27 protein-coding genes, 1 tRNA gene and 2 pseudogenes are annotated in these 26,954 nt (G+C 66.3%); 11 read left to right on the top strand and 19 right to left on the bottom strand.

Going from position 1 to position 26,954, the window contains the following annotated elements; translation table 11 throughout:
• Positions 1-12 precede the first annotated feature (12 nt).
• The 5 genes from XarbCFBP7408_RS08875 (at position 13) to XarbCFBP7408_RS08855 (ending at position 4,699) form a co-directional block, all read left to right on the top strand.
• The gene (locus XarbCFBP7408_RS08875; RefSeq protein ID WP_016903711.1) at positions 13-570 is read left to right on the top strand and encodes a Dps family protein; all 558 of its coding nucleotides are present in this window, start codon (positions 13-15) and stop codon (positions 568-570) included.
• Positions 571-870: 300 nt separating this feature from the next.
• Entirely contained in the window at positions 871-2,667 is a 1,797-nt protein-coding gene (recQ, locus tag XarbCFBP7408_RS08870; RefSeq protein ID WP_104562644.1) for a DNA helicase RecQ, read from the top strand.
• A 138-nt stretch (positions 2,668-2,805) separates the two neighbouring features.
• Entirely contained in the window at positions 2,806-3,288 is a 483-nt protein-coding gene (locus XarbCFBP7408_RS08865; RefSeq protein ID WP_104562643.1) for a hypothetical protein, read from the top strand.
• Positions 3,289-3,366: 78 nt separating this feature from the next.
• Complete coding sequence (locus XarbCFBP7408_RS08860; protein WP_104562642.1) at positions 3,367-3,771, top strand: response regulator; 405 nt, start codon at positions 3,367-3,369, stop codon at positions 3,769-3,771.
• A 322-nt stretch (positions 3,772-4,093) separates the two neighbouring features.
• A complete protein-coding gene (locus XarbCFBP7408_RS08855) occupies positions 4,094-4,699 on the top strand; it encodes a hypothetical protein (RefSeq protein ID WP_104562681.1) in 606 nt (201 codons plus the stop codon).
• Between the two features lie 562 nt (positions 4,700-5,261).
• Here the strand turns inward: XarbCFBP7408_RS08855 and XarbCFBP7408_RS08845 are convergent.
• Positions 5,262-5,972, bottom strand: coding sequence for an rRNA pseudouridine synthase (locus XarbCFBP7408_RS08845; RefSeq protein WP_104562641.1), 711 nt, complete (start codon positions 5,970-5,972; stop codon positions 5,262-5,264).
• A 117-nt stretch (positions 5,973-6,089) separates the two neighbouring features.
• Here XarbCFBP7408_RS08845 and XarbCFBP7408_RS08840 point away from each other — a divergent pair, with 117 nt between their 5' ends.
• Both XarbCFBP7408_RS08840 and XarbCFBP7408_RS08835 read left to right on the top strand, forming a co-directional pair.
• Positions 6,090-6,296, top strand: a complete 207-nt coding sequence (locus tag XarbCFBP7408_RS08840) for a hypothetical protein (protein ID WP_104562640.1) — start codon at positions 6,090-6,092, stop codon at positions 6,294-6,296.
• A gap of 519 nt (positions 6,297-6,815) precedes the next feature.
• A complete protein-coding gene (locus tag XarbCFBP7408_RS08835; protein WP_104562639.1) occupies positions 6,816-8,984 on the top strand; it encodes a methyl-accepting chemotaxis protein in 2,169 nt (722 codons plus the stop codon).
• 115 nt (positions 8,985-9,099) lie between these two features.
• Here XarbCFBP7408_RS08835 and XarbCFBP7408_RS08830 read toward each other — a convergent pair.
• Positions 9,100-9,414: pseudogene (locus XarbCFBP7408_RS08830) on the bottom strand (LysE/ArgO family amino acid transporter); the annotation flags it as partial.
• On the opposite strand from XarbCFBP7408_RS08830, the pseudogene XarbCFBP7408_RS08825 reads away from it, so the two are divergent.
• The 3 genes and pseudogenes from XarbCFBP7408_RS08825 to XarbCFBP7408_RS08815 form a co-directional block, all read left to right on the top strand.
• Positions 9,406-9,654 (top strand): annotated as a pseudogene (locus tag XarbCFBP7408_RS08825) (ArgP/LysG family DNA-binding transcriptional regulator); the annotation flags it as partial. The pseudogenes XarbCFBP7408_RS08830 and XarbCFBP7408_RS08825 sit on opposite strands and share 9 nt — an antisense overlap.
• Before the next feature lie 229 nt (positions 9,655-9,883).
• On the top strand, positions 9,884-10,558 hold the full coding sequence (gene queC, locus XarbCFBP7408_RS08820; protein ID WP_104562638.1) for a 7-cyano-7-deazaguanine synthase QueC: 675 nt from the start codon (positions 9,884-9,886) through the stop codon (positions 10,556-10,558).
• Between the two features lie 47 nt (positions 10,559-10,605).
• Positions 10,606-10,681, top strand: a tRNA-Lys gene (locus tag XarbCFBP7408_RS08815).
• 226 nt (positions 10,682-10,907) lie between these two features.
• On the opposite strand, the gene XarbCFBP7408_RS08810 is transcribed toward XarbCFBP7408_RS08815, so the two are convergent.
• Both XarbCFBP7408_RS08810 and XarbCFBP7408_RS22340 read right to left on the bottom strand, forming a co-directional pair.
• Positions 10,908-11,225, bottom strand: coding sequence for a hypothetical protein (locus tag XarbCFBP7408_RS08810; RefSeq protein ID WP_258072076.1), 318 nt, complete (start codon positions 11,223-11,225; stop codon positions 10,908-10,910).
• 2 nt (positions 11,226-11,227) lie between these two features.
• Positions 11,228-11,443 (bottom strand): hypothetical protein, encoded by a 216-nt coding sequence (locus tag XarbCFBP7408_RS22340; RefSeq protein ID WP_146093752.1) that lies wholly within the window; start codon positions 11,441-11,443, stop codon positions 11,228-11,230.
• Between the two features lie 522 nt (positions 11,444-11,965).
• On the opposite strand from XarbCFBP7408_RS22340, the gene XarbCFBP7408_RS08805 reads away from it, so the two are divergent.
• Positions 11,966-12,832, top strand: coding sequence for an aldo/keto reductase family oxidoreductase (locus XarbCFBP7408_RS08805; RefSeq protein ID WP_104562637.1), 867 nt, complete (start codon positions 11,966-11,968; stop codon positions 12,830-12,832).
• Between the two features lie 193 nt (positions 12,833-13,025).
• Here the strand turns inward: XarbCFBP7408_RS08805 and queE are convergent, their stop codons facing one another.
• The 15 genes from queE to XarbCFBP7408_RS08730 form a co-directional block, all read right to left on the bottom strand.
• Positions 13,026-13,709, bottom strand: coding sequence for a 7-carboxy-7-deazaguanine synthase QueE (gene queE / locus XarbCFBP7408_RS08800; protein WP_104562636.1), 684 nt, complete (start codon positions 13,707-13,709; stop codon positions 13,026-13,028).
• A 42-nt stretch (positions 13,710-13,751) separates the two neighbouring features.
• Complete coding sequence (gene ybgF / locus XarbCFBP7408_RS08795; protein ID WP_024939947.1) at positions 13,752-14,570, bottom strand: tol-pal system protein YbgF; 819 nt, start codon at positions 14,568-14,570, stop codon at positions 13,752-13,754.
• Between the two features lie 6 nt (positions 14,571-14,576).
• A complete protein-coding gene (pal, locus tag XarbCFBP7408_RS08790) occupies positions 14,577-15,095 on the bottom strand; it encodes a peptidoglycan-associated lipoprotein Pal (RefSeq protein WP_016904129.1) in 519 nt (172 codons plus the stop codon).
• 57 nt (positions 15,096-15,152) lie between these two features.
• A complete protein-coding gene (tolB, locus tag XarbCFBP7408_RS08785; protein WP_104562635.1) occupies positions 15,153-16,472 on the bottom strand; it encodes a Tol-Pal system beta propeller repeat protein TolB in 1,320 nt (439 codons plus the stop codon).
• Positions 16,473-16,736: 264 nt separating this feature from the next.
• A complete protein-coding gene (gene tolA / locus XarbCFBP7408_RS08780; protein WP_104562634.1) occupies positions 16,737-17,774 on the bottom strand; it encodes a cell envelope integrity protein TolA in 1,038 nt (345 codons plus the stop codon).
• Positions 17,764-18,213 carry a protein TolR gene (gene tolR / locus XarbCFBP7408_RS08775; RefSeq protein ID WP_016904126.1) on the bottom strand — a complete coding sequence of 150 codons (450 nt, stop codon included), beginning with the start codon at positions 18,211-18,213 and terminating at the stop codon, positions 17,764-17,766. Before tolR ends, tolA begins: the two co-directional genes overlap by 11 nt.
• 235 nt (positions 18,214-18,448) lie before the next feature.
• Entirely contained in the window at positions 18,449-19,228 is a 780-nt protein-coding gene (tolQ, locus tag XarbCFBP7408_RS08770) for a protein TolQ (RefSeq protein WP_003482569.1), read from the bottom strand.
• 11 nt (positions 19,229-19,239) lie between these two features.
• Positions 19,240-19,698, bottom strand: a complete 459-nt coding sequence (ybgC, locus tag XarbCFBP7408_RS08765) for a tol-pal system-associated acyl-CoA thioesterase (protein ID WP_104562633.1) — start codon at positions 19,696-19,698, stop codon at positions 19,240-19,242.
• Between the two features lie 49 nt (positions 19,699-19,747).
• The gene (ruvB, locus tag XarbCFBP7408_RS08760; protein ID WP_104562632.1) at positions 19,748-20,782 is read right to left on the bottom strand and encodes a Holliday junction branch migration DNA helicase RuvB; all 1,035 of its coding nucleotides are present in this window, start codon (positions 20,780-20,782) and stop codon (positions 19,748-19,750) included.
• A gap of 178 nt (positions 20,783-20,960) precedes the next feature.
• Positions 20,961-22,868 carry a potassium transporter Kup gene (locus tag XarbCFBP7408_RS08755; RefSeq protein WP_104562631.1) on the bottom strand — a complete coding sequence of 636 codons (1,908 nt, stop codon included), beginning with the start codon at positions 22,866-22,868 and terminating at the stop codon, positions 20,961-20,963.
• 52 nt (positions 22,869-22,920) lie between these two features.
• The gene (ruvA, locus tag XarbCFBP7408_RS08750) at positions 22,921-23,505 is read right to left on the bottom strand and encodes a Holliday junction branch migration protein RuvA (protein ID WP_104562630.1); all 585 of its coding nucleotides are present in this window, start codon (positions 23,503-23,505) and stop codon (positions 22,921-22,923) included.
• 118 nt (positions 23,506-23,623) lie between these two features.
• Complete coding sequence (gene ruvC, locus XarbCFBP7408_RS08745; RefSeq protein ID WP_104562629.1) at positions 23,624-24,148, bottom strand: crossover junction endodeoxyribonuclease RuvC; 525 nt, start codon at positions 24,146-24,148, stop codon at positions 23,624-23,626.
• A 130-nt stretch (positions 24,149-24,278) separates the two neighbouring features.
• Complete coding sequence (locus tag XarbCFBP7408_RS08740; RefSeq protein WP_024940614.1) at positions 24,279-25,007, bottom strand: YebC/PmpR family DNA-binding transcriptional regulator; 729 nt, start codon at positions 25,005-25,007, stop codon at positions 24,279-24,281.
• A gap of 75 nt (positions 25,008-25,082) precedes the next feature.
• Positions 25,083-25,760: an esterase/lipase family protein gene (locus XarbCFBP7408_RS08735; RefSeq protein ID WP_429001370.1), complete on the bottom strand. Its 678-nt coding sequence runs from the start codon at positions 25,758-25,760 to the stop codon at positions 25,083-25,085.
• A gap of 235 nt (positions 25,761-25,995) precedes the next feature.
• Positions 25,996-26,523 (bottom strand): GNAT family N-acetyltransferase, encoded by a 528-nt coding sequence (locus XarbCFBP7408_RS08730; RefSeq protein WP_104562628.1) that lies wholly within the window; start codon positions 26,521-26,523, stop codon positions 25,996-25,998.
• Positions 26,524-26,954 lie beyond the last annotated feature (431 nt).

Raw genomic sequence — 26,954 nt, 5'->3', positions numbered from 1 at the left:
AGGACCATTCCCATGTCCAAGAAAAAGAACGCCAACAAGCCCGTCGTGATCAATGAAGCATTGGACGCACTGCCGGTCGCCGCAGCATCGGCCCCACACATCGATATCGGGATCAAGGACAGCGATCGCAAGCAGATCTCCGACGGTCTGGCCCGCTACATGGCCGACGCCTTCACCTTGTATCTGAAGACCCACAACTTCCACTGGAATGTCACCGGGTCGATGTTCAACTCGCTGCACACCATGTTCGAGACCCAGTACACCGAGCAGTGGGCGGCGCTGGACGAAGTGGCCGAGCGCATCCGCGCCCTGGGCTACAACGCACCGGGCTCCTACAGCGAGTTCGTCGCCCTGACCTCGATCCCGGAAGAACAGGGGTTGAGCGACAGCGCCGACTGGCGTGAAATGGTGCGCCAGCTGGTCAGCGGCAACGAGGCGGTCTGCCGTACCGCACGCAAGGTGCTGGGTACCGCCGACGACGCCGGCGACGACCCGACCGTGGACCTGCTGACCCAGCGCCTGCAGACCCACGAGAAGTACGCCTGGATGCTGCGTTCGCTGCTGCAGTAACCCCTCGGGCTTCGCCCCTTCGGGTTTGAGCCCCTCTCCCGCCGGGGCGAGAAGGCACAGCTTGCGCGGCACTGCCGCGCGTGCCTTGGAGCGCCCGCGCCGCTGGCGCGGGCCGGGGCGCGAAGCAGGGGTTGGGGTGAGGGTACGGTGCGAAGCCCACGTCATCCCAACCGTATAAGGCTTCAGTGCGGACCCTGGGCGCCGACATACAGCACATCGCGGCAATCTCCGATCTGCCATTGCGCGCAGCTGCTCCCATGCCATCCGACCAGATCTTGACCCGCGCGGTATCCTAGGCCGATGTCCTCCCCCGCCCACGAACTGCTCAGCCGCGTCTTCGGTTACGACGACTTCCGCGGCCCACAGCAAGCCATTGTCGAACACGTCGCTGCGGGTAACGATGCCCTGGTGCTGATGCCCACCGGTGGCGGCAAGTCGCTGTGCTATCAAGTGCCGGCGCTGTTGCGCGACGGCATCGGCATCGTGGTCTCGCCGCTGATCGCGCTGATGCAGGACCAGGTCGAGGCCTTGCGCCAGCTCGGCGTGCGCGCCGAATTCCTCAACTCCACGCTGGACGCGGAGAACGCCCAGCGGGTCGAACGCGCCCTGCTGTCGGGCGATCTGGACCTGCTCTACGTCGCCCCGGAGCGCCTGCTGACCCAGCGCTTCCTGTCCTTGCTGGAACGCAGCCGCATCGCGCTGTTCGCCATCGACGAGGCGCATTGCGTCTCGCAATGGGGCCACGATTTCCGCCCCGAATACCGCCAGCTCACCGTGCTGCACGAACGCTGGCCGCACATCCCGCGCATGGCGCTGACCGCCACCGCCGACCCGCCCACCCAGCGCGAGATCGCCGAACGCCTGGACCTGGTCGACGCGCGCCACTTCGTCAGCTCCTTCGACCGCCCCAACATCCGCTACACCGTGGTGCAGAAGGACAACGCGCGCAAGCAGCTGCAGGAATTCCTGGGCCGTTATCGCGGCTCTGCCGGCATCGTCTATGCGATGTCGCGGCGCAAGGTCGAAGAGACCGCGCAGTATCTGTGCTCGCAGGGCTTCAACGCCCTGCCCTACCACGCCGGCCTGCCGGCCGAGGTGCGCGCGGAAAACCAGCGCCGCTTCCTGCGCGAGGACGGCATCATCATGGCCGCCACGATCGCCTTCGGCATGGGTATCGACAAGCCGGACGTGCGCTTCGTGGCGCATGTGGATCTGCCCAAATCGCTGGAAGGCTACTACCAGGAAACCGGCCGCGCCGGCCGCGATGGCGACCCCGCCGAGGCCTGGCTGTGCTACGGCCTGGGCGATGTGGTGCTGCTCAAGCAGATGATCGAACAGGGCGAAGCCGCCGAGGAGCGCAAGCGGCTGGAGCGCGCCAAGCTCGATCACCTGCTCGGCTACTGCGAATCGATGCAATGCCGCCGCCAGGTGCTGCTGGCCGGCTTCGGCGAGACCTATCCCAAGCCCTGCGGCAACTGCGACAACTGCCTGACACCTGCCGCCGCCTGGGACGCCACCGTGGCCTCGCAGAAGGCGCTCAGTTGCGTGTACCGCAGCGGCCAGCGCTTCGGCGTGGGCCATCTGATCGACATCCTGCGCGGCAGCGGGAACGAGCGCATCAGGCAGCTCGGCCACGACCAGCTGAGCACCTACGGCATCGGCCGCGATCTGGACGAACGCACCTGGCGCGGGGTGTTTCGCCAACTGGTGGCGGCCAGCCTGCTGGAAGTGGATAGCGAAGGCCACGGCGGGCTGCGCCTGACCGATGCCAGCCGCCAGGTGCTCAAGGGCGAGCGCCAGGTGATGATGCGGCGCGAGAACCCGGCTGCCGGGCGCGAGCGCAGCGCGCAACGGACCGGCCTGCCGGTGCAGCCACAGGATCTGGTGCTGTTCAATGCCTTGCGCGGCCTGCGCGCGGAGCTGGCCAAGGAGCAGAACGTGCCGGCCTTCGTGATCTTCCACGACAGCACGCTGCGCAATATCGCCGAACAGCGGCCGACCAGCATCGACGCGCTGTCGCGTGTCGGCGGTATCGGTGGCGGCAAACTGGCCCGCTATGGCGTGCAACTGATCGAGATCGTGCGCGAGCAGGGCTGATGCAACCGCGTGTGTCATCGCGATGGCGGCGCCGGCACAAAAATCCGCAGAATCGACAGCGCGCATTCAATCAATCGTTGCTAGTTTCACCAGGCGATCTGGCACGCGCTGCCAGTCCCCCTTGAGTAGAATCCACCGATGAAACGCAGCCTGCTCCTCCTGGCCACCCTGTTTGCCGCCGGCAGCGCGCTCGCCCAGGCCGGCGAGAACAGCGCCGAGCCGGGGTCGGCACGGTCGCTGGACCTGAGCGTTCCGCAAGCCCCGGTGCAGTACCGCTCCGATCCCGAATACAGCACCGACCCGCCGGGCACCTTCTACGGCGACAAGAGCGGCCCCAAGCCTGCGTTGAGCCGCCCCAGCGCGGCCTCGCTTGCCGCCGAACGCGCCGAGCAGTGCCAGGGCAAGCTGCATGGCGCGGTCGAAACCGGCATGGGCTATTCCAGCCGCGGCGGCAACAGCAACTGGCAGGCCGTCAACCTGAATTCCTGCAAGACCTATTACGACGACGACGGCAAGGCACACCAGATCGGCGTCAGCATCAGCGTCGGACGCGGCGAAGGCGCGCTGTTCGGGCCGCGCTACGGCCCCGGTGGCTATGGCCCCGGCCCGTTCGGCTGGTAACCGTACGGCTCCGTCTGCATTGACAGAGGGTTCACTGCCGCATCGCCGAGAATGTGGCCTGCCTTACGAGATGTGCTCATGTCACAGAACAAGGAACGGCCAGTTGTATTCGTCGTCGAAGATGGCGATGGCACCCGACAACTCAGCTGCCTTGTGCTGGAAAGCTATGGTTTTACCTGCCGCAGCGCAGGCTCGGTCGAAGAAGCGCTGGCCCTGATCGAAAGCGACCCGCGCGTCGATGTGCTGTTTTCCGACATCCATTTCCCTGGCGGCCTGACCGGTGTGGATCTGGCGCTCAAGACGACCCACGCACCCTACAACCTGCCGGTGCTGCTGACCTCCGGCCTGGCGGTCGAATATGTGGAAGAGATCCTGCCGGACGGTGTGGCCTTCCTCGAGAAGCCCTATACCCCCGAGCAGCTGTTGAGTGCGATCCGCAGCGTGATGGCCAGGCACCGGGTATTTTCCACGCCGGTTGCATGATGCAGGCGGCCGCAACTGGACGGCGGCCCGCAATCCCGGTATGAAGTGGCGGCCGGCGCGCGATGCGTCGGCGACGGGGATTGATCACGACACGGTTGTGCCAGGGACGCGGCGCCATGCCCACCTGGCCCTGCCTTGCCTTACGCCAGGGGACAGCATGAAACACCTAGTGACTGCAGCCATCGCCACGGCTGCGTTGAGCGGTTGCGCAACGGTCATGAGCGACGCGACCCAACCCATCCGCGTCGACACCAAGACGGCCGACGGGCAGGTCATCGCTGGCGCCGACTGCGCCCTCAGCAACGACAAGGGACGATTCGCCCTGAAGTCCGGGCAGACCGTGCAGGTCCGTCGCTCCTCGCGCGACCTGGAGGTCACCTGCGTGCTGCCCGGTCAGCGCAATGCCGCCGGTCGCTCCATCTCGCGCGCCAACATCGGGATCTGGGGCAACATCCTGATCGGCGGCGCGATCGGCGCCATCGTCGATCACAGCAAGGGGACCGGCTACACCTACCCGAGCTGGATCCAGCTGGTATTCGGACAGACATTGAGCTTCGACCGCCACCGCGAGGACCGCGGCCAGCCGTTGCAGGGCGACAACGCACAGGGGCGCGCTGTCGCAATCACCGCCGCCAGCGGCGGCAATGCGCCCAGCGGAGCCGTCACGCTGCCGCTGGCAGGCGTTGTCGCCCCGCCTGCGCCGGGCAGCGCGGCAGCGCCTGCCGGCCACGCCGCAGCCACCGTTGCGCCTGCCGGCCCGGCCATGTCCACCGAATCGGCCATGACACGCGCCCAAAGCGTCAGCAGCGGCCTGAATTGCGGCGCGGTGCAGGCGCACAGCGCCACCCGCTTCACTGCAGCCTGCAGCGGCGGGAGTACGCTGCAGATCGATTGCGCCGGGTTCCGCTGCAGCGCGAGCTTCCCGTGACCTGACAAGGCTGCGCTCGGAAAGGAGCGCAGCCCCATGGCATCACGATCGTCGGGGATGAGCCGACCGGCTGTCGGCGCAGCCTCTATGTACGTGATGTATTGCTCATCTAGACTGCAGCCACCGGACGCGAGGCCTGTTGGGCCGCTCAACTCGCAATGCGGCGTATTTCACGTCATCAAGCAGCCCGCTCGCTAGGCTGCTGTCGGTGCAGCACTTGGCTGCGAAGACTTCCAGGAAATTCTCATGGGCGACAATTCGTTTCTGTCACCGGCCTTCGTCATTCTGGTTATCGGGGTGATCGCGGTGGTGTTCTGGCTGGTGACGCGCGCCAAGAAGAAACGCAACAAGAAATAAGCGATGAAGGAAGCGGGTCGGTTGTCGGGATGCGCGGCGCAGCCTGCGCACGATGCGCAAGCGCCCTGCATTGCCGGTGCCGGGCGTCGGTCTGGGCCAGCCCTTGCCAGGCACAGCCGTTACGTGCCACTTTCCGCGCAACAGCGCGCCAGCAGCATCTGCAGGCGACCGCATCGCGACTAGGCGCGCCAACCACCGACGCCAGTCAAAACCGCTCGCCTGTCGGCAGATAGCGCCATTCACCAATGGCCAGCTTGCCCAGCGACACGCGACCCACGCGCAGGCGCCGGATGCTGACCACCTCCAGCCCCACCTCACCACACATGTAACGCAGCTGGCCGGGTTGCACGTGCTTGATCGCAAACCGCAGGCGCTCCTCGTTCTGCCAGCTCACCTTGCACGACGACAGGCTGCGCTGCTGATACACCAGGCCATGCGCAAGCCGCGCCATGCCGTACGGGCGCAGCTCACCGCGCACCTCCACCAGGAATTCCTGTTCGATCGAGGCTGCATCGGCACTGAGCCTGCGCAGCACGCGGCCGTCCTGACTCAGCACCAGCAAGCCGCTCGCTTCGTCCTCCAGCGGCAGCGGCGCGTTCAAGCGCAGGAAGTGCCGCTTCAGCACACGCATCTCGAGCTGGTCCAGTGCGCTGCGCGTTGCCGGCGTGGCCAGTGCCAGCGCCGCCTCGGCGCGCATGCCTGCCGGTTTGTGCAGCAGCAGCGTGGCAGGCTCGGCAGCTGCGAGCACGGCGTCTTCCGCCAGCGTCACCTGCGCCGCAATGGCCAAGGCTTGCGGCTCTTCGACCACGACCCCGTCCACCCTGACCCAGCCGCCTTCGATGTACTGCTGCGCCTCGCCACGCGAGCAGCCGAACAACGCGGCCACGCATTTGTCGAGACGGATCGGATCGGACATCGGGCGAGCTCGGCTTCAGGGGACGGCAGTGTACGTGCTGGGTCGATGGATGCGTGAGGCCGGCTTCTGCACCGCCCGACAACATGGGAAACTGGACGCTCACACAGGAGATTGCAGATGTTCATCCAGTTCGGTACCACCCGGGTCCGCCTCAACCATATCTCCGTCATCAGCGATCCCTTCAACGCAGGCGAAAACTTCGGCTCGTATTGCCACTCGGTCCGGATCGGTCTGCTTTCCGGCGAGGAAATCTTTGCGCGCTTCAATACCGAAAGCGGCGCCGAGCAGCTCCATGCACAGATGCTTGCTGCACTGGAAGGTTGAGCGCAAGACCCACAGTGCCACCACGCGCGTGATGCTTCACGCGCGATGCGCGTTGCCGGCAGAGCCGCCAGCACGTGCGGGCCCGCAAATCGCTCGCGGCAACGTGGCCTTGTCGCACTGCATCACGGCCGATCCAAGCACCTGAGCACTTGGCAGCACCGACACCGACGCGGCTTGAAGACAAGCGTATTGCCGGCATTGCGACACGAGACGAATCGGGGCCCGCCCCGGCGTCCGGCTTGCTGCGGATGCGTTGCCACGTGTCGGCAGAACGTCGGAAAATCGTTCCGCTGTTGGCATGCTTCGATCCACCAGTAACGCAATAAACAAGCAATTTCTGCGCGCCTGTGAGGCCGCCGCAGACGGCTGTCGGGAAATTTATTCCACCCGATGAATTCAATATAAGTAATTTCAAATATGAGCCTTTAGCTCGTCACGATCCGGCCGCTAGCTGGGGCAAGACGCTCTGGTGGATAACCTAATCATCGAGTCCCTCAGCTGCACTACCTGGATGCGGTAATGAACACATATCTGCAACACCTCAATGTCGGCCGTCGCTTGGGCATGGCCTTTGGCATCTTGATCCTATTGTCGGGCCTGCTTGTGGCCACCGGCCTGGTCACCATGTCCAACGCCCGTTTCGAGCTGGACACCATCGTCAACAGCAACATGGAGAGGATCCAGCTGTCCTCGGAAATGCTCGACGCCAACACCAATGTGGCGATCGGCCTGCGCGATATCGTCATGGTCGCTGGCGACGCAGCCAATCGCCGCGCGATGGACATCATCGACAAGAACCGCGCACGCTACAAGCAGGCACACGACGCCTTGGCCGCATTGCCCAGCAGCACGAATGAGAAACAGGCGCTCGACCTGGTGCAGGAACAGCGCGACATCTCGGTCAAGCTCAATGACCAGGTTCTCGAATACGGTCTTCGCGACCAGAACCAGGAAGCACAGGCGTTGCTGCAAGGCGATGCCGCAGCGGCCATGGATGCGCAGCAGACGGCGATCCGCGAGAACGCTGCACTGGAGCGCCGCCTCAGCAAGGAGGCCTATGCCGCCGCGGTTGCATCCATGCATCGAGGGAAAGTCATCCTGGCCACCGGCGGCATTGCCGCACTGGTCATCAGCGGCCTGCTCGCATGGTTGATCACACGCAGCCTGACCCAGCCGCTCAGCCAGGCCACGCGCACTGCAGAAGCCATCGCGGCCGGCGACCTGCACAACGACGTGCACACCAACGCCACCGACGAAACCGGCCGTCTGCTCAAGGCCATGGACAAGATGCAGCTGCAGCTGCGCAACCTGATGGCCGCGCAAACCGACATGGCCAGGCATCATGACAACGGCCAGATCAGCTTCCGCATCGATGCGGCGGCATTCCCGGGCGACTATGGGCGCATGGCCACCGACACCAACCTGCTGGTCGCCTCGCACGTGGCCGTGCAGACCGATCTGGCGCGCATCATGGGCCGCTATGCGGTTGGCGAACTCTCCGAGGACATGCAGCCGCTGCCTGGCGAGAAGGCCGTTTTCAGCGACACCATGGCACAGGTCAAGCTCAACCTGTCGGCGATGAACCACGAGATCAAGCATCTCGCCCAGGCGGCCGCCAACGGCGACTTCGGCGCGCGCGGCGATGCCGAGCGCTTCCAGTTCGATTTCCGCATCATGGTCGAAAGCCTCAACCACCTGATGTCCACCGCCGACGGCAATCTGCAGTCGCTGTCGTCGTTGCTGCAGTCCATCGCCGCCGGCGACCTCACCGCACGCATGAGCGGCGACTTCCGCGGCGTGTTCGCGCAGATGCGCGATGACGCCAATACCACCGCCAGCCAGCTGGCGCAGATCGTCGGCAACATCCAGGAATCGGCCATGTCGATCAACTCCGCGGCCAGCGAAATCGCCGCCGGCAACCAGGACCTGTCGCAACGCACCGAACAGCAGGCCGCCAACCTCGAAGAAACCGCCGCATCGATGGAAGAGCTGACCTCCACCGTCAAGCAGAATGCCGAAAGCGCGCGCGAGGCCAACCAGCTGGCGATCGGCGCCGCACGCGTCGCCTCGCAAGGTGGCGAGGTGGTCGGCAAGGTGGTGGACACCATGACCGGTATCGAGGCCTCGTCAAGGAAGATCGCCGACATCATCAGCGTCATCGACGGCATCGCCTTCCAGACCAATATCCTGGCCTTGAATGCGGCGGTGGAAGCCGCCCGTGCCGGCGAGCAAGGCCGCGGCTTTGCCGTGGTGGCCTCCGAGGTGCGCACGCTCGCGCAGCGGTCCTCCGGCGCCGCCAGGGAGATCAAGGACCTTATCGACGACTCGGTGCAACGCGTGGCCGAGGGGTCGGCACTGGTGCACAGCGCCGGCAAGACCATGGGCGACGTGGTGGCCAGCGTGCAACGCGTCACCGACATCATGGGCGAGATCTCTGCAGCCTCGCAGGAGCAGTCGGCCGGCATCGAGCAGGTCAACCAGACCATCACGCATATGGACGAAACCACGCAGCAGAACGCCGCGCTGGTGGAAGAAGCCACCGCCGCCGCACGCGCGATGGAAGAGCAGGCGGTGCAGCTCACCGATGCGGTGGCGATCTTCAAGATCGACGCACGCAAGGCACGGCAGTCCGCCACGCGCGCAGCGGCACCGGTCGCACAGCTGCTGAGCAAGGTCCGCAACGCCTGAGCCAACGGCCCGTGCTGCGCCGTCGATCAGATCGCCGGCGCAAGCATGCTGACCGGCCGATGCGGAGGCGGCCGCCACCGTCTGCCCCGGCGCAGCGTCACGCAGGGCCGCGCAACAGGCCGCCCAGCCGCAGCATCGTGTCCAGATAGACATGCGGGTTGAGGAAGGTAAATGCCAGACACGCCAGCATGGTGCGCTGCCAACGCTGCGCACCGGTCTGCGACGGCGCCAACCCGCTGGTGCCACGCCAGGCCCTGCGTGCAGCCAGCGCGCCATATGCCGCGAGAAATGCAGCTCCCGCAGAGCGAAATCCCTGCAGCAGCTCCGGCCATTGCGTCACCAGCACGCCGATCCCGGCCACGCCCGGCACGATCAGCGCGATATCGCCGAACGCGCAGATCGCCACCACCAGACCGACATGCTGGCGCCGCCGATCCATTACCTGCCGACCTCGACCGGCTTCGTCGAAGCGGCCGCACGCGGACTCGGCTGGTGTCTGGCGCCGGAATCGATGGCCGTGCCTGCCGTGCGCGACAGGCAGGTGGTCATCATCGACCCGACACGCTGGCTCGATGTGCCGCTGTACTGGCAATGCGCTGCGGTGCGCTCGAGCGCCTCGCAGCAGCTGGGCCAGGCCCTGCGCAAGGCGGCGTCTGCAAGACTGCGCTGAGACCGGCCGTGCCGCAACCCGACGCGCGCAACACCGATGCCCGAGGCGTGCCACTGCCGGCAGGCTATCGCACCGGATCGGCCTGCAGGTGCATCACTGCCCCGCCCGTGCACGCGTGGCACAGCCGCGTTGCCCGGCATCCCGCTGCCGCCGCAGCGACTGCCGGGTCGCCGTGCCACGCCGAGCCTGCTAGCCTTTCCGCCTATTCCGTTGTGATTGCCGATCCGTCATGAAAAAAGCCGTTGTTCTGTTGTCCGGAGGCATGGATTCCGCTGCCGTCATCGCGCTTGCGCAGGAGCAGGGCTTTGCCGTGCATGCCTTGAGCGTGCGCTACGGCCAGCGCCATACCTCCGAGCTGGACGCCGCCGCGCGCGTGGCGGCGGCGCAGGGCGTCATCGCGCACAAGGTGGTGGACGTGGACCTGCGCAGCATCGGCGGCTCGGCGCTCACCGACGACATCGACGTGCCCGATTCCGGTGGCGACGGCATCCCGATCACCTACGTGCCGGCGCGCAACACCATCATGCTGTCGCTGGCACTGGGCTGGGCCGAGGTGATCGGCGCCAACGACCTGTTCTGCGGCGTCAACGCGGTCGATTATTCGGGTTACCCCGACTGCCGGCCCGAATTCGTGCGCGCCTTCGAAGTGCTGGCCAACCTGGCCACCAAGGCCGGCGTGGAAGGCGCCGGCCTGCGCGTGCACGCACCGCTGCAGTTCCTCAGCAAGGCCGACATCGTGCGTGAAGGCGTGCGCCTGGGCGTGGACTTCGGCCTGACCGTGTCCTGCTACCGCGCCGACGCCGGCGGACGCGCCTGCGGCCACTGCGACGCCTGCCGCCTGCGTGCCGCCGGTTTCGCCGACGCCGGCGTCGCGGACCCCACCCACTACGCCATTTCGCCTTGACGCCGCTGTAGGGTAGAATGCGCACCCCGGCGCACTGCCGGGACAGTGGGCCGTTAGCTCAGTCGGTAGAGCAGAAGACTTTTAATCTTTTGGTCGATGGTTCGAATCCATCACGGCCCACCAATCGAATCAGCAACTTGAAGAGCGCCAAAGGCGCTTTTTTTGTGCCCGCCGGAAAGTTGCCGGGACGTGCGTTGCCGGGGACCCTGCGTCACGGCCGCGAAGTCGGATGGCATCCACCATCTGCCGCAACTGGCGCGCCGCCGTCAACGCCGGCTTCTCCCCTGCAGATCGCGCATCATCTTGCAGGTCGTGGGCCCGGCGCAGGCGGCCGTGGCGTTCTCGCCAATCATGTGGCTCCCGTCTTCTGGATACGCGATTGCACGCGCCGCGTTCGTCGCGCAGCTCCTGCGGCGCGTGCCTGCTTGCGCAACCAGCTGAGGACGTCCACTGCAGCGTCCACGCGCATGCAGACATGCAGGCGGCCCAGCACGACGCTCTGCGCGTCGCCGCCCGGCAAAATGTCGTCAAAACCGGTGGCTTCGCAGGCGATCAGGACCGGCGAGGCATCGGGCTGCGCGTCGGAATGCAGCATGGCCAGCACATAGCCCTGCATCATCTCGAAGCTAAGGACGACGCCCGTGCAGACGCGGAACTGTTTGCCCATGCTCATTGCTGCGGCTCCAAAGAGGGGCAAACGATCACTGCAACGAGAGGAAGACAGGCAGACGCAAGGGTGTGGATGGCTTTGCTCGTGCCTGCGAGGCTCGGCCTCATGTTGAGCGAAGCGGCACGGTTCCATTCGAGAGCGCTGGCGGTCAAATTGAAATGGCGGCCGAATCGGCCTGCCGCAGACGCGGATACTCCTTGGGTGTCGTAGTACATGCAGAACTCCTGAGTAGATTGGAGTCCGCCAACCCGAGACCAAGCGGGGTGGCGGACGGCACGGGTTGGTCTACCGGACTCAGGGACCGGCGGGGCCGAAGCCCCCCGCGTACCGCCCGCCATAAACATGGCAAGCACGCACCCCGCTCGATGCCGGGCAACAAAAAAGCGCCTTGCATCGATCGATGGGCGCTGGTGCGCCTGAGTAATCGGGAGACCAATCCCGGTCGCCGATTGTGCGGCGACGTTGGCATACTCGCGCCGCCGCTTGGCGCCTGTCAACGCAAAACGCGCAACGCGGCGACGACGGCTGCGAAGAAACGCGGCGAAAGCACTGCCCGCGCAGCCAGCAAAACCTGAAACTCCAGCACATCCCGCCGGACGATCAGCCCGGGGCGCTGCGGCTGCGCCCATATGCCACAAGCCCTGGCGGGAGTGGACTGGCGCGGCAGCAAATGCGAATTCACATGCCGCGCCACGTTTCCTATCGTTGTTGGCTCAACGACACGCGAGCGCCACGCCATGACCAACATCGAAAAAGCCGGAACGTTTTTGCTTGGAGACCGCAAGCTCACCCGCATCGGCTACGGCGCAATGCAGCTGGCGGGGCCTGGCGTGTTCGGCCCGCCCAAGGATCGCGACGGTGCGTTGGCGGTGCTGCGCGAAGCCATCGCGCTGGGCGTCAACCATATCGACACCAGCGATTTCTACGGGCCGCACATCACCAATCAGCTGATCCGCGAGGCACTGCATCCCTACCCGCGGGAGTTGACCATCGTCACCAAGATCGGCGCCGCGCGCGGCACGGATGGTTCCTGGCTACCTGCCTTCTCGCCGCAGCAGCTGGTCGAGGCGGTGCACGACAATCTGCGCAACCTGGGGCTTGAAACGCTGGAGGTGGTCAACCTACGCGTGATGTTCAACGCGCAGGAACCGGCAGAAGGCTCGATCGCCGAGCAACTGGCGGCCTTGATCAAGCTGCAGCGCGATGGCCTGGTGCGGCATATCGGCATCAGCAACGTCACCGCGACGCAGGTGGCCGAGGCACGCGCCATGACCGACATCGTCTGCGTGCAGAACATGTACAACATCGCGCATCGACACGACGACGAAATCATCGACACGCTCGCGCGCGACGGCATCGCCTACGTGCCGTTCTTCCCGCTCGGCGGCTTTTCGCCGTTGCAATCGTCCACGCTTGCCGCTGTTGCCCAGCGCCTGGCCGCAACCCCGATGCAGGTGGCGCTGGCGTGGCTGCTGCAGCGCTCGCCCAACATCTTGCTGATTCCGGGGACCTCGTCGGTGGCGCATCTGCGCGCCAATCTGTTCGCGGCGGAACTGAAACTGCCGGCCGATGCCGTCGAAGAATTGAACAGGATTGCCACGTAAACGCAGACGGCCGCATCCTGGCAGGCAGCGCCTCGCACCCGGGACCGGGAGCGGCCAACGAAGCGTTGCGGGTGATCGTCAGGCCGGTACAGACGGCATGCCGGCAACCGCAGTGGATGCGTGGCATGCCGATTGCGGGCAACCGGCCGCGCCCGCCTTTTTTGGGTGAGCGCAGTGGCTCTATCGCTCGGGCTTAGCGCCCAGGCTCATCGTTCCACAGCAGCTTGTGCAGCTGCATCTGGAAGCGCACCGGCAGACGATCGGCCACGATCCAGTCGGCCAGCTCCCGCGGCGTCACTTCGCTCTTGCTGGGCGAAAACCACACCGTGCAGCGGCGGTCCAGCGCATGCGCAGCGACGCGCTCGCGCGACCATTCGTAATCGGCGCGGCTGCAGATCACGAACTTGATCTGGTCGCGCGCGGTCAGCAGCGGCAGATTTTCCCAGCGATTGCGCTGTTCCTCGCCGGAGGCGGGCGTCTTGATGTCGACCACCCGCGAAACACGCGGATCCACGGCCGATACGTCCAATGCACCGGACGTCTCCAGCGAAACATCGAAGCCGGCATCGCACAGTTTCTGCAGCAGCAGCAGGCAGCGCTTCTGCGCCAACGGCTCGCCGCCGGTCACGCAGACATGGCGCACGCCGTGGCTGGCCACCTCGGCGAGGATCGCATCAATGTCGTGCCACTCGCCGCCGTGGAAGGCGTAGGCGGTGTCGCAGTAATGACAGCGCAGCGGGCAACCGGTCAGACGCACGAACACGGTCGGCCAGCCGGCGGCCTCGGCTTCGCCCTGCAGGGACAGAAAGATTTCGGTGATCTTCAATCGCGGCAACGGCGACTGGACGATCTCGCTGGGGACGGCGGCGGCGTTCATTGGCAAAGTATGCGTCACGCCCGAAGGCGCGCACGCGCGGGCTCAGCGCAGTTGCTGGCCGAGACGGATGGACTGCAGACGCTCCTGGGCCACGCGCGCTGCGTCGGAGCCGGGATACTGCGATGCGACCTGCTGCAGGGTCTGCTGGGCCTGGTCGTTCTTGCCTTCGCCATACTGCGACAGGCCAAGCTTCAACAGGCCGCCAGAGGCCTTGTCATGCGTGGGATAGCGGCTGACGAGATCGCGGAACTGCGCCTCGGCCAGCTGGAAATTTCGGGTGGCGTAGTAACTCTCGCCCAGCCAGTACAAGGCATTGGGGGTGTAGACGCCGTTTGGATACAGCTCCAGAAAACTCAGGAACAACTGCGAGGCATCGTCGTACTTGCCGTTCTTCAATGCATCGAAGGCGACGTTGTAGGCAGTGCGTTCCTCGTTGCTGACGGCCAGGGTGCCTGGGTCGCCATGCACGCTGGGCGGCTTCTCGGAAGTTGCCGCCGCTGCAGGCCGCGCGGCCGGAGCCGGGGCGGGTGTGACGCTGCCGGTGGGCGATGGCAATGGCGGGGTTGCGCCACCTGCACCTTCCAGCCGATTCAGGCGTCCGTCCAGATCCAGATACTGATCCTTGGACTGCTGCTTGAGTTGTTCGTTGTCGTGCTGCAGCTGCTCCACCGTCGCTCGCAAGCCCTGCAGGTCCGAACGCGCCTGCTGCAGCTGATTGAGAAGATCGTTGTTGGCCTGGCTGTTGGCCTGCTGCTGCTCGAGAACGGCAACACGATCAGCGAGACTGGCTCGCTGCGCGTGCGCCGGCGCGGCGACCACAAGGGCCGCCGCGACGAACAGGGATGTCACTCGAAAGCGCATCGCTTCTTACTGAGCCGTGTACACGATTTCGACGCGACGGTTCTGCGACCAGCAGCTTTCGCTGGTTTCGGTGCAGACCGGACGCTCTTCGCCGTAGCTGACCACGGTCAGCTGGCTGGCGGAACCGCCGGCAGCCTGCAGCGAGGACGACACGGCATTGCCGCGACGCTCGCCCAGACCCATGTTGTACTCACGCGAACCGCGCTCGTCGGCATTGCCCTGCAGGGTGATGCGCGAGGAAGGACGGTCACGCAGGTACTTGGCGTGGCACGCCATGATGGCCTGGAATTCCGGCTTCAGGGAGTCCTGATCCAGATCGAAGTAGACGACGCGCTGGCGCAGGCAGGCATCGGTATCCAGGTCGCCCGGGCCGTACAGGCCAGAGGTGGACGGGCCGGTGGGAACGGAGGAACCAGCGGTGGTGTCAGTCGCAGGAGGCGGAGTTTCCTTCACCTTCTTCGAACAACCGGCCAGCACGGCAACGGACAACAGGGAGACAAGCAAGACGCGGGTGGACTTGTTCATGGGATACCTATGGAGGCTCTGGGCCAATGAGTGGTTTAACGCAGCGAAATATTAACATTAATGCGCGGTTCGGTAAGGCCCCCACGAAGGTTCTCTCACATCTCCATCCGCCAGGACCAAGCGCTGGCGGACACGAGCGTCGGCGGACACGGCGTAGAGCACGCCACGACCACCTTCACGTGCGGCGTACAGCACCATGCTGGCGTTCGGCGCAAAGCTCGGCGACTCGTCCAGCGACCCCGGCGAGAGCGTGCTCCAGCTCGGCGAACCCAGGCTGCGATCCATCATGGCGATGCGGTAGCTGTTGCCGCTGCCCTGTGCCACGGCGATCTTCTTGCCGTCGAACGAGACGCTGGCGGTGGCGTTGTAGTTGCCCTGGAAGGTCACGCGGTTGGCGCTGCCGCCGCTTGCGGCCACCTGGTAGATCTGCGGACGACCGCCGCGGTCGGAGGTGAAGTAGATGCTGCCGCCGTCCGGCGCCCAGGTCGGCTCGGTGTCGATGCCGAAGTGATTGGTCAGCTGGGTCAACTGCTTGCTGCCCAGATCCATGACGTAGATTTCCGGGTTGCCGCTGCGCGACAGTGCCAGCGCCAGGCGGCGGCCGTCCGGCGAGAACGACGGCGCACCGTTGATGCCGCGGAAGCTGGACACCAGCTCACGCGCGCCGGTGGCGATGTCCTGCAGGTAGATCGAGGAATTGCCGCGCTCGAAGCTCACATAGGCCAGCTTCTTGCCGTCCGGGCTCCAGTTCGGCGACAGCAGTGGCTCGGCCGAGCGCACGATGGTCTGCGGGTTGTAGCCGTCCGAGTCGGCCACCATCAGCGCATAACGCATGGCGCCGCCCTTGCCGCTGGCGGTCACATAGGCGATCCGGGTCCAGAATGCGCCACGCACGCCGGTGATCTTTTCGTAGATCGCGTCGGCCATCTGGTGCGAGACATCGCGCATCGCATTGGCACGTGCGGTCATGGCCAGGCCGAGCAGGCGCTCGCCCTTGGCCACGTCGAACAGTTCGTACTCGACGCGATAGGCGCCTTCGCCGGCATCCATCACGCGGCCGACCACGATGTAGTTCTGCTTGAGCGTACGCCAGGTCTGGAACTGCACCTCGGTGCCGCGGGTCGGCTTCTCGACGATCTGCGCAACCGGCAATGTGCGGAACTGGCCGGAACGGTCCAGGTCGGCGCCGACGACGGCAGACACATCGGTCTGCGGCGCAGTGCCGGAACCCTGGTACGGCATGGGCACGACGGTGATCGGCGTCGCCGAAGCGCTACCGCCGACGATATCGATGGTGAGCCCTTGCTGTTGCGCGAGCGCGCTCAGCGGCAACAACAGGGCGGTCAGGACAGCTAGCCAACGCAGCGGTTTTTTCATGGACGGCTCGGATCGGGCAGGAAAAGTGTGCAAGGGATACCAATCAGCGAGTGAACATACTCGCAATCGTGAACGAGACAGTGTGAAAATAAAGCAAGGGTCAACCATTGGGCATTCCGGCGGCCAGACCAGCGAGCAGGCGTGCGATGGCGCAGCATTATCCACCCGGCAGGACTGCGCCAGGCAGCCGGCCACACCCCGCAAATCTACATCCCGACCGAGGCGCAGCGCAGGTCATGCGGCCGCGCCACGGTCTGGGGCTTGCTAGTCCTGCGGGGTGAACACAAACGTCAGGTTGCGCTGGAACACCGACTCGAACCCACGGTACGGCAATGGCTGCGCGCTCAGCACCGCCGCTTCGATCGAGCGCTGGCCGGCCTCGTCGTAAGGGCAACCCGGCGCCACCTTGGCCTCCATCACGGTGCCACCCGGCAACTGGCGGATGTTGATGCTGCACTTCTGGCCTGGCGGCACCGACGGCGGGCGCACCCACTGCGCCAGCACCTTCTGCTGGATCGCCGCGGCGTACTTGGCCGACAGATCGGTGTTGGTACCGCCCTGCCCCGCGGTCGGTTGTGCGGTGGCGGCGGCAGCCGACGAGGCCTGCTGCGCACGCGCGGCGGCGACCTGGCGCAGCTTCTGCTCGGCCAGCGCGGCTTCCTTGGTGGCCTGTTCGCGCTGACGGCGGATGTCTGCGATCTTCTTTTCGCGTTCGGCATCGGCGGCAGCCTGCTGCGCTGCGGCCTGCTTCTTCTTGGCGTCGGCTTCTTCCTGCTGCTTGGCCAGGCGCAGTTTCTGCTCGGCCTCTTCCTGGCGTTTGCGCTCGGTCAGGTCGATCTGCTCCTGACGGCGCTTGGCCTCCTGTTCCTTCCTGGCCTTTTCCGCCGACAGCGCCAGCGCGTCGACGCGGTCCTGGTCGACCTTGTCCGGCTGCGCGACGCGCTCCTGCGCCTGCGCCTGTTGCGGCGTGGGCGCATCCTGCGGACGCGGCTCGGGAATCGGCTGCGGCGGCGGCACGGTATCTTCCGGCGCCGGTTCGGGCAGCGGTGCCGGCGGTGGCGGCGCCTCCACCGGCGTGGCCTTCAGCGCCTGGCGCGCAACCCGCGCTTCGGCGGCGGACACGTCCAGCGAGGCTTCCATGCTGGGATCGCCCGCGGCCGGCTCGACCGAGCGTTCGGGCGACCACAGCCAGCCGGCGATGAACACCAGCGCGACCAGCACGTGCACGACCAGGGCCAGCATGACCGGCCGCAGCCAGCCATCCTCGCGCGCCGTCTGGGTGGAGAGTGCGTCAGCGTGCATCGCTGCCTGCAGTGCCGCCGGAGTCGGAGATCAGGCCGACCTTCTCGACCTTGGCCTGCTTGAGCACGTCGATGGCGTCCATGATCTTTTGATACGGCGCGGCGCGATCGCCGGCCACGACCACGCGCGCGTCCTTGTCCTGCGCCACGATGGCGGCCAGTTGCGCCTGCAGCGCCGCCACGTCCATCGCCTGCGGCTTGCCCTTGGGCAGCTGCAATGCGAGCTGGCCGTCGGCGGCGACCACCACCACGACCGGATCCTGCTTGCTCTCCAGCGCCTTGGCGCGCGAGCTGGGCAGGTTGACGTCGGTGCTCAGGGTCAGTAGCGGCGCGGTCACCATGAAGATGATCAGCAGCACCAGCATCACGTCGATATACGGCACGACGTTGATGTCGGATTTGAGCTTGCGCTTCTTACGGCGGGAAATACCGGAAATCATCGCGAAACGTTCCTATTGATCCCCCGCACATGGATGTGCAGACTCTTGCGAGGGACTCGCCCATCCAATCCCTCGCACATGCGTGTGCGCGCTGTCGCGAGGGGCTTGCCTGTCCAATCCCTGCGCCATGCCAGACGCACGTGTGCGAACGCCGCACCTGCCACGTCCACGCGCCGGGATGTGCGTGCGATGACGGGGCATTCGCCTGGCTGCCGGCTGTCGCAGGGCACGCGCATCACTCGTCCGCGCCGGCCTGGCGCTGCAGGATCGAACTGAACTCGTCGGCGAAGGTCTCGTAGCGCACCGACAGCCGTTCCACGCGGGTGGTGAAGCGGTTGTAGGCCCACACCGCGGGAATCGCCACGAACAGGCCGATGGCGGTGGCGAACAACGCTTCGGAAATACCCGGTGCGACCGCAGCGATACCGGCCTGCTCGCCGCTGCTGACCATGTCGTGCATGGTCACCATGATGCCGAACACGGTGCCGACCAGGCCGACGTACGGCGCGGTGGAACCGATGTTGGCCAGCAATTCGAGATTGCGCTCGAGCTGGTCGACTTCGCGGGTGAAGGCGGTGCGCATGGCGCGCTGCGCGCCTTCCAGCTGCACGCGTGCATCCAGACGGCGACGGTCGCGCAGCCGCGAGAACTCGCGGAAGCCGCTCTCGAACATCGACTCCAGGCCGCCGACGGTGCGGTTGCGGTCGGTGGCCGAGGCGTAGAGCTTGGCCAGATCCGCACCGGACCAGAAGCGGTTTTCGAACTCGTCCGCCTCGCGGTTGGCCTGCTTGAAGGCGCGCGCCTTGCGGAAAATGATCACCCAGCTGATGAACGAGCCGATCAGCAGCAGCAACACGATGATCTTGACCGGGATACTCGCCCGCAGGATCAGATCGACGTAATTGATGCTGCTGTTGTGCGCCACGCTGGCGGTCTGTGCCGCAGCGGCGGCAACGTCCTGCGGTAGTGCTTCCACTACCGTGTCCTGCAGGGCCAGGAGCAATGCAATCGACATCCGTTTGTTCCTCAGTAATCGGATTCTGGGGTTTCTAGAGCTTTCAACACGTCGTACAGCGCATCGTCCATCCCGCACGGGCGGAAGTCGCTGGTGCCGAGTGTGGCAATGCGCACCTCGGCGGTCAGCAGCACCTCGCCCTCGCGACGCACCGACTGCGCGAACAGCAGGCTGGCCCGTCTGCATCGCAGCAACACCGCCGACACCGACAGCGCATCGTCGAGCCGGGCCGGCTTGAGGAAATCCAGTTGCATCGAGCGGACCGCAAACACCAGACCGTGGTCCTGGCGCATCAGATCCTGCCCGTAACCGGCTGCACGCATCCACTCCGTGCGCGCCCGTTCCATGAAGGCGACGTAGCGCGCGTGGTAGACCACGCCCCCGGCGTCGGTATCTTCCCAGTACACGCGTGTCGGCCAACTGAATATGGACGGAGATTGGGGATTCGGAATTTGGGATTCGATGGTCATGGGCACGGAGTTTCGGTCGGGACGGCCCATGTGGCGAGGCAGGCAGCCATCAAAACAGGTCTCCCGGTTCGCCGATGCCTGCGGCGCGATCGCGTGGCGGCTTCAGGCCCAGATGCAGATAGGCCTTGGTGGTGACCATGCGGCCGCGCGCGGTGCGGATCAAAAAGCCTTGCTGGATCAGGTAGGGCTCGATCACGTCTTCCAGCGTGCCGCGCTCTTCCGACAGCGAGGCGGCCAGCGACTCAACGCCCACCGGGCCGCCGTCGAAATGATCGACGATGGTGCGCAGCATGCGGCGGTCGAGCTCGTCGAAGCCTTCCGGGTCGACCTTGAGCATCTGCATCGCCGCCTGCGCCACCGGCAGGTCGATATGCCCGGTCGCCTTGACCTGGGCAAAGTCGCGCACCCGCCGCAGCAGCCGGTTGGCGATACGTGGGGTGCCGCGCGCACGGCGGGCGATCTCGGCCGCACCCTCGGGCGTGCAGTCGATGCCCAGGATCGCCGCCGAACGGATCACGATGCGGGTCAGTTCCTGCGGCGAATAGAACTCCAGCCGCTGCACGATGCCGAAGCGGTCGCGCAGCGGCGCGGTCAGCAGGCCGGCACGGGTGGTGGCACCGATCAGGGTGAACGGCGGCAGGTCGATCTTGATCGAGCGCGCGGCCGGGCCGTCGCCGATCATGATGTCGATCTGGAAATCTTCCATCGCCGGATACAGCACTTCTTCCACCACCGGCGAGAGGCGATGGATCTCGTCGATGAACAGCACATCGTGCGGCTGCAGATTGGTCAGCAGCGCGGCCAGATCGCCGGCCTTTTCGATCACCGGGCCGGAGGTCGAGCGCAGGTTCACGCCCAGCTCGTTGGCGATGACGTGGCTGAGCGTGGTCTTGCCCAGACCCGGCGGGCCGAAGATCAGCACATGGTCCATCGCCTCGCCGCGCGCCTTGGCCGCTTCGATGTAGATCTCCATCTGCTCGCGCACCGGCTGCTGGCCCAGATAATCGGCCAGGCGCTTGGGCCGGATGCTCGCATCGGCGGCATCGTCTTCGCGGGTGGCACTGCTGGCGATGATGCGGTCCATTGAAAAGCCGGGAATGGGGAATCGAGAATGGGGAATCGAGCGGACAATAGTAGCGGTTACCGGCACCGCTGGTGCCCTTTTCAGCCGCAGCCGAGTGTCTCAGGCCGGCGCAGTCCGTTGCTTTTCCTATTCCCCATTCCCGTCTCCCGATTCCCAAGGCCGCGACGCTGTCGCGGCCTCAGATCTCGACCTGGGCGCCCAGCTCGACCAGGCGGTTGCCGGGGATGCGGAAGAAGCCGGTGGCCGGGGCGGCGTTGCGATGCATCAACGCGAACAGCTTGTCGCGCCAGATCGGCATGCCGCGGTTGGCACTGGCCACGATGGTCTCGCGGCTGGCGAAGAAGGTGGTGTCCATCGGGTCGAAATGGATGCCACCCTGGTCGCAGGAACGCATCAGCGCCAGCGGCACGTCCGGCGTTTCCATGAAGCCGAAGCGCACGTAGACGCGGTAGAACTCGTCGCCGATCGACTCGATCTGCAGCCGCTTGTCCGCCGGCGCGTACGGGATCGGCAAGGTGTCGACGTTGAGGAAGATGTTGCGCTCGTGCAGCACCTTGTTGTGCTTGAGGTTGTGCATCAGCGCATGCGGCACCACCATCGGGTCGGCGGTGAGGAACACCGCCATGCCCGGCACGCGCGCCGGTGGGGCCAGCATCAGGCCCGGCAGGAAGCCGTCGATGCGGATGCCGTCCTTGCGGATTTCCTCGCGCAGCAGCGCACGGCCGCGGCGCCAGGTGCGCATCAGGGTGAACACCACGATGCCCAGCGCCAGCGGGAACCAGGCGCCCTGCAGCAGCTTGGCGCCGTTGGCGATGACGAAGGCCAGCTCGATGAAGAAGAACACCACGCACAGCGGCAGCACCCAGTTGCGCCAGCGCGGCCACAACGAGCGCGCCACCAGCGCCAGCAGCAGGGTATCGATCAGCATGGTCATCGACACCGAGATGCCGTAGGCCACCGCCAGATTGGTGGAACTGCGGAAGATCAGCACCAGCGCGATCACCATCACCATCAGCAGCCAGTTGATGCCGGGCACGTAGATCTGGCCGATGGTGGTGCGCGAGGTGTGCTTGATCAGCATGCGCGGGATGTAGCCCAGCTGCATCGCCTGGCGGGCCACCGAATAGGCGCCGGTGATGACCGCCTGCGACGCGATCACCGCCGCCAGCGTGGCCAGGATGATCATCGGATACAGCGCCCAGCCCGGCACCGCTTCGAAGAACGGGTTCTTCAGTGCGGAGGGGTGATTGAGCACCAGCGCGCCCTGCCCCAGGTAGTTGAGCAGCAGCATCGGCAACACGAAGAAATACCAGCCATGGCGGATCGGCCTGGCGCCGAAGTGGCCCATGTCCGCGTACAGCGCCTCGCCGCCGGTCACCGCCAGCACCACCGCGCCGAGGATGAACACCCCGTGCCAGCCATGCTCCAGGAAGAAGCGGATCGCCCACCAGGGGTTGAAGGCCTTCATCACTTCCGGCGCGTCGACGATGTTCCAGGCGCCGATCGCCCCCAGCGACAGGAACCACAGGCAGGTGATCGGGCCGAACACCTTGCCGACGGTTTCGGTGCCGAAGCGCTGCACCATGAACACCACCAGCAGCACGATCACGGTGATCGGCACGATGAAGGGATGCAGGCTGGGCGCGGCGATTTCCAGGCCTTCGACCGCGCCCATCACCGAGATGGCCGGGGTGATCACGCCATCGCCGAAGAACAGCGAGGCGCCGAAGATGCCGAGGATGCCGACCACGTACGCCGAGCGCGACCCGCTGCGCAGGGTGCGCTGGGTCAGCGCCATCAAGGCCATGATGCCGCCCTCGCCCTCGTTGTCGGCGCGCATGATGATGGTGACGTACTTGAGCGTCACCGTGACCATCAGCGCCCAGAACGCCAGCGACAGCACGCCCAGCACGGTGTCGTGGTCGCTGCTCAGCCCGTAGTGCGGCGAGAACGCCTCCTTGAGGGTGTACAGCGGACTGGTGCCGATATCGCCGAAGACGACGCCGATGGCGCCGATGACCAAGGCCATATGGCTATTGGCAGGCGCATGGCCGTGGCCAGCTGCGGAAGTGGGGGTCTGGGACATGAAGTGGGCAGGGTATCGCCAAGTGGCGTGAAGGAGAGGAAGACGGCGCGACCTAACGCAGCGCGGCCTGGAGGGCCTTGCGAATGACCGTGGCGACTTCGTCGCCTTCTGCCCCGGCCTCGCGTGCCATGCGTGCGGCCTCGGCCGGCTTGTAACCCAGCTGTTGCAACGCCACCGTGGCCTCGGACACCGCATCCGGGCCGAGCTGGCCGGTGATCGGCGCGCCACTGCTGAAGTCGGCGGCGCGGTCGCGCAGCTCCACCACCATGCGCTCGGCGGTCTTCTTGCCGATGCCGGGGATGCGGGTCAGCGCGGTGACGTCGCCGCTGGTGATCAGGCGGGCGAACTCGTCCACGCTGACCCCGGACAGCACCGCCAGCGCGATCTTGGCGCCGATGCCGGTGACCTTCTGCACGTCGCGGAACAGCCTGCGCTCGCCTTCGCGCAGGAATCCGTACAGCGACACGCTGTCTTCCTTCTGCGCGTAGTGGGTGAACAGGATCACGTCGCGGCCGACATCGGGCAGGTCGTAGAAGGTGCTCATCGGCGCCTCCAGCTCGTAGCCCACGCCACCGACATCGATCACCAGCCACGGCGGCTGCTTGTAGGCCAGCAGCCCGCGCAGGCGGCCGATCATTGGGCACCGCCTTGGCGGTGCCGGGAATGGGGAATCGGGAATGGGGAATCGCAACAGCGCGCGCTGCTGTGGACTCTGCGTTTGCAATCCCCGATTCCCGACTCCCGAATCCCGATTCTCATTTCTTGCGGCTCCAGGCCTGTTGGGTATTGACGCCCAGGCGCTGCGCGGTGGCGCGCACGTGGGCGTGAGTGATGGCCACCGCCAGTGCGTCGGCGGCGTCGGACTGCAGCTTGCCTTTCAGGTTGAGCATGATGCCGACCATGTGCTGCACCTGCACCTTGTCCGCCCCGCCCTTGCCGACCAGCGCCAGCTTGATCTCGGTGGCAGCGTACTCGTGCACCGGCAGATCGCGCAGCACCACCGCGCAGATCGCCGCGCCGCGCGCGTGGCCGAGCTTGAGCGCCGACGCAGCACTCTTGCCCATGAACACCTTCTCGATCGCCACCTCGTCCGGACGGTAGGTCTCGATCAACTCGCCCAGCCCGTGCAGCAGGCGCTTGAGCCGCTGCGCAAAGTCGCCCTCGCCCAGCAGCACCAGCGGCGCGTGGTGCACATGCCGGCTGCGACCACCCTCGTCGATATCGATAATGCCGATGCCGGTGCGCTGCGAACCGGGATCGATGCCCAGGATGCGGGTCATCGAGCGGCCGGGAATCGGGAGTTGGGAATCGGGAATAGGTAGAGCCGCCTAAGGGCGCGCCCGGGAACACTAGGCGGCGCCGGCTGCAGCTTTTTCGATTCCCGATTCTCCATTCCCGATTCCCGGCGCCTCAGGCGCCAAGCGCCGCTTGATCGACGTTCGAATAGACGTCCTGGACGTCGTCCAGGTCTTCGAGCATGTCGAGCAGCTTGCGGACCTGCACGGCGGTGTCGCCGTCGACGGCGATGTCGTTTTCGGCGCGGAAGGTGATTTCGGCGTGCGCCGGCTCCAGGCCGGCGGCAGTCAGCGCCTGCTTGACCTGGGCGAAGGCGTCCGGGGCGGTCAGCACGTCGATGGCGCCGTCTTCCGGGTAGACCACCACATCGTCGGCGCCGGCTTCGATCGCCGCGTCGGTGAGGGTGTCCTCGTCGGTGCCGGCGGCAAAGCTCAGCACGCCCAGGCGCTTGAACATGAAGGCCACCGAGCCGTCGGTGCCCATGTTGCCGCCGCACTTGCTGAAGGCATGGCGCACGTCGGCCACCGCGCGCACGCGGTTGTCGGTCAGGCAGTCCACGATCACCGCCACGCCACCGGGGGCGTAGCCCTCGTAGCGCACTTCCTCGTATTCCACGCCTTCCAGCTCGCCGGTGGCTTTCTTGATCGCGCGCTCGATCACGTCCTTGGACATGTTCGCCGACAGCCCCTTGTCCACCGCCACGCGCAGGCGCGGGTTGTTGGACGGGTCGCCACCGCCGCCGCGCGCGGCGACGCTGATCTCGCGAATGATCTTGGTGAACATCTTGCCGCGCTTGGCGTCGGAGGCGTTCTTGCGGCCTTCGATGGAGGGGCCTCTACCCATGGGTGGTTCCAGACTGGCTTGGATGACAGGGCGCGGATTTTACCTGATTGCTCGCCCGCACCGGGGCGGCGGCGTTCAGTGGCGGAACCGGCCCTGGCGCAGGAAGCGCAGCACCTGCTGCGCGGCTTCGGGCGAGCGCAACAGGCCGCTGTGGCTGGCCTGCACCACGCAATGGTCGCGCAGCCCGGGCAGGCGGGTTTCGGCCAGCGCCACGGTGCCGTCCGAGCCGCCGTCCAGCGGCGCCAGCCATCGCCCCACCCCGCGCGCGACGGTACCGGCGATCTGGCCGATCTCCGCCTCGCCCTCCCATTGCCCGACACCGTGCTGCAGCAAGGCCGCGCTGCGCCCCAGCGCCCAGCGCCCGCCGCGGCGGGCCAGGCCGCGCGCGGCGGCGCTGCCGCACAGCGGCGAGCCCAGGCAGACCACGCGGCGCACCGGCAATTCGGGCGCGGCGCGCAGCGCCTGCAGCGCGACCAGCCCGCCCAGGCTGTGACAGACCAGCAATTGCGCGCCGGTCGCCTGCAGACGTTCGATCAGCCGCGGCACGGCCTGCGCGGGTCCGCCGAGCACACTGGCGTAGCCGAACAGCGCCGGCGCCAGGCCCTCGGCACGCAGCCGGCGCGCGAGCGGCAACAGCCAGTGCGCGGTGTTCCAGATGCCGTGCACCAGCAGCACGTCGGCGGTCGCGGCGCTCGCCCGCTCACGCAGGATGCGTTGGGAGTGACCCGGGACGATCGAGGATGCGCCGGACACGGACGTCATGACCGCGACTTGGCGCCGGCTTCAGGTGAGCGCGACGACGTGCCGGATCTGACGTGGGGCGCTCGCGGGCCAATCAACGCCACCCGCGCCGGGCCGGCAGGCCGATAACCGATGCGCATGCCGACCTGCAGGCGACCGAGGTGGGGATGGTGCCGGTGGCACTCAGCGTGGCCGGGCGCCGGCAATCGTGGTCGCACGGCGCGCCAGCCAGGCATCGGCGCGCCGTTCAAGCGGCCGCAATGCGCGGGATGCGGCGCAGGATGAATTCGCGGTCGAGGATCTTGCCGACCGGGAAATCGTATTCGCCGACCTTCTCGAACCCGTAGCGGGCGTAGAAGCGCTGCGCGCCGAAATTTTCGGACCACACGCCAATCCACAGCGTGCGCGGGCCGTCGCGCTCCAGCCATTCCAGCGTGGTCTCGAACAGGCGGCTGCCCCAGCCGCTGTTCTGGTAGTCCTTCAACAGATACAGCCGCTTGAGCTCACCGTCGCCGGGACGCACGTCCTGGTGCGGCAGCCCGCAGGGGCCGGCGGCAGCGTGGCCGACCAGCAGGTTGTCCATCTCCAGCAGCCAGATCGCATAGTCCGGATGCGCCAGCACGATGCGCGCGCGCTCGACCGCATAGGTCTCCTGCAGGAAGCCGTGCAGATCCTCCTGCGGGTACAGATGCCCGAAGGTTTCGGTAAAGGTCTGCGCAGCCAGCAGCGACAAGGCTTCGGCATCGTCCGGTGTGGCGCGGCGGATGCGGGTCATGCGGGCGTCTCGTGCCGGGCGGACGTGGCAGCTTCGCGCATGCGGTGGTGGGGTCGCAAGCGGGGATTCGGGATTCGGGATTCGGGATTCGGGATTCGGGAATCGGGAATCGGGAATCGGGAATCGGGATTCGGGAATCGGGAATCGGGAATCGGGAATCGGGAATCGGGAATCGGGAATCGGGAATCGGGAATCGGGAATCGGGAATCGGGAATCGGAAGAGCATCCGCGATCCGATCCGCGTTTGCGCCCGGCGCGGGTGTGGATTGCGCGCAGTGCGTTGATGAGGGCGAGCGCGGGGCAAGGCCTTGCGTCGCGGCCGCGGCGGGCGCGGCCGCCGGCGGACATCGATCGTTGGGCCGGGCGCGACGCGCCCGCGGCATCCCTGCGTGCGACACGCTGCGCGATGCAGCGTGGCGGCTGCACGGCCA

This window comes from Xanthomonas arboricola pv. guizotiae (genome assembly GCF_002940205.1).
In the GTDB taxonomy this organism is placed as follows: domain Bacteria; phylum Pseudomonadota; class Gammaproteobacteria; order Xanthomonadales; family Xanthomonadaceae; genus Xanthomonas; species Xanthomonas arboricola_C.
The sequence above is the reverse complement of the archived record's forward strand: the minus strand, read 5'-3'. Positions and strand labels throughout refer to the sequence as shown.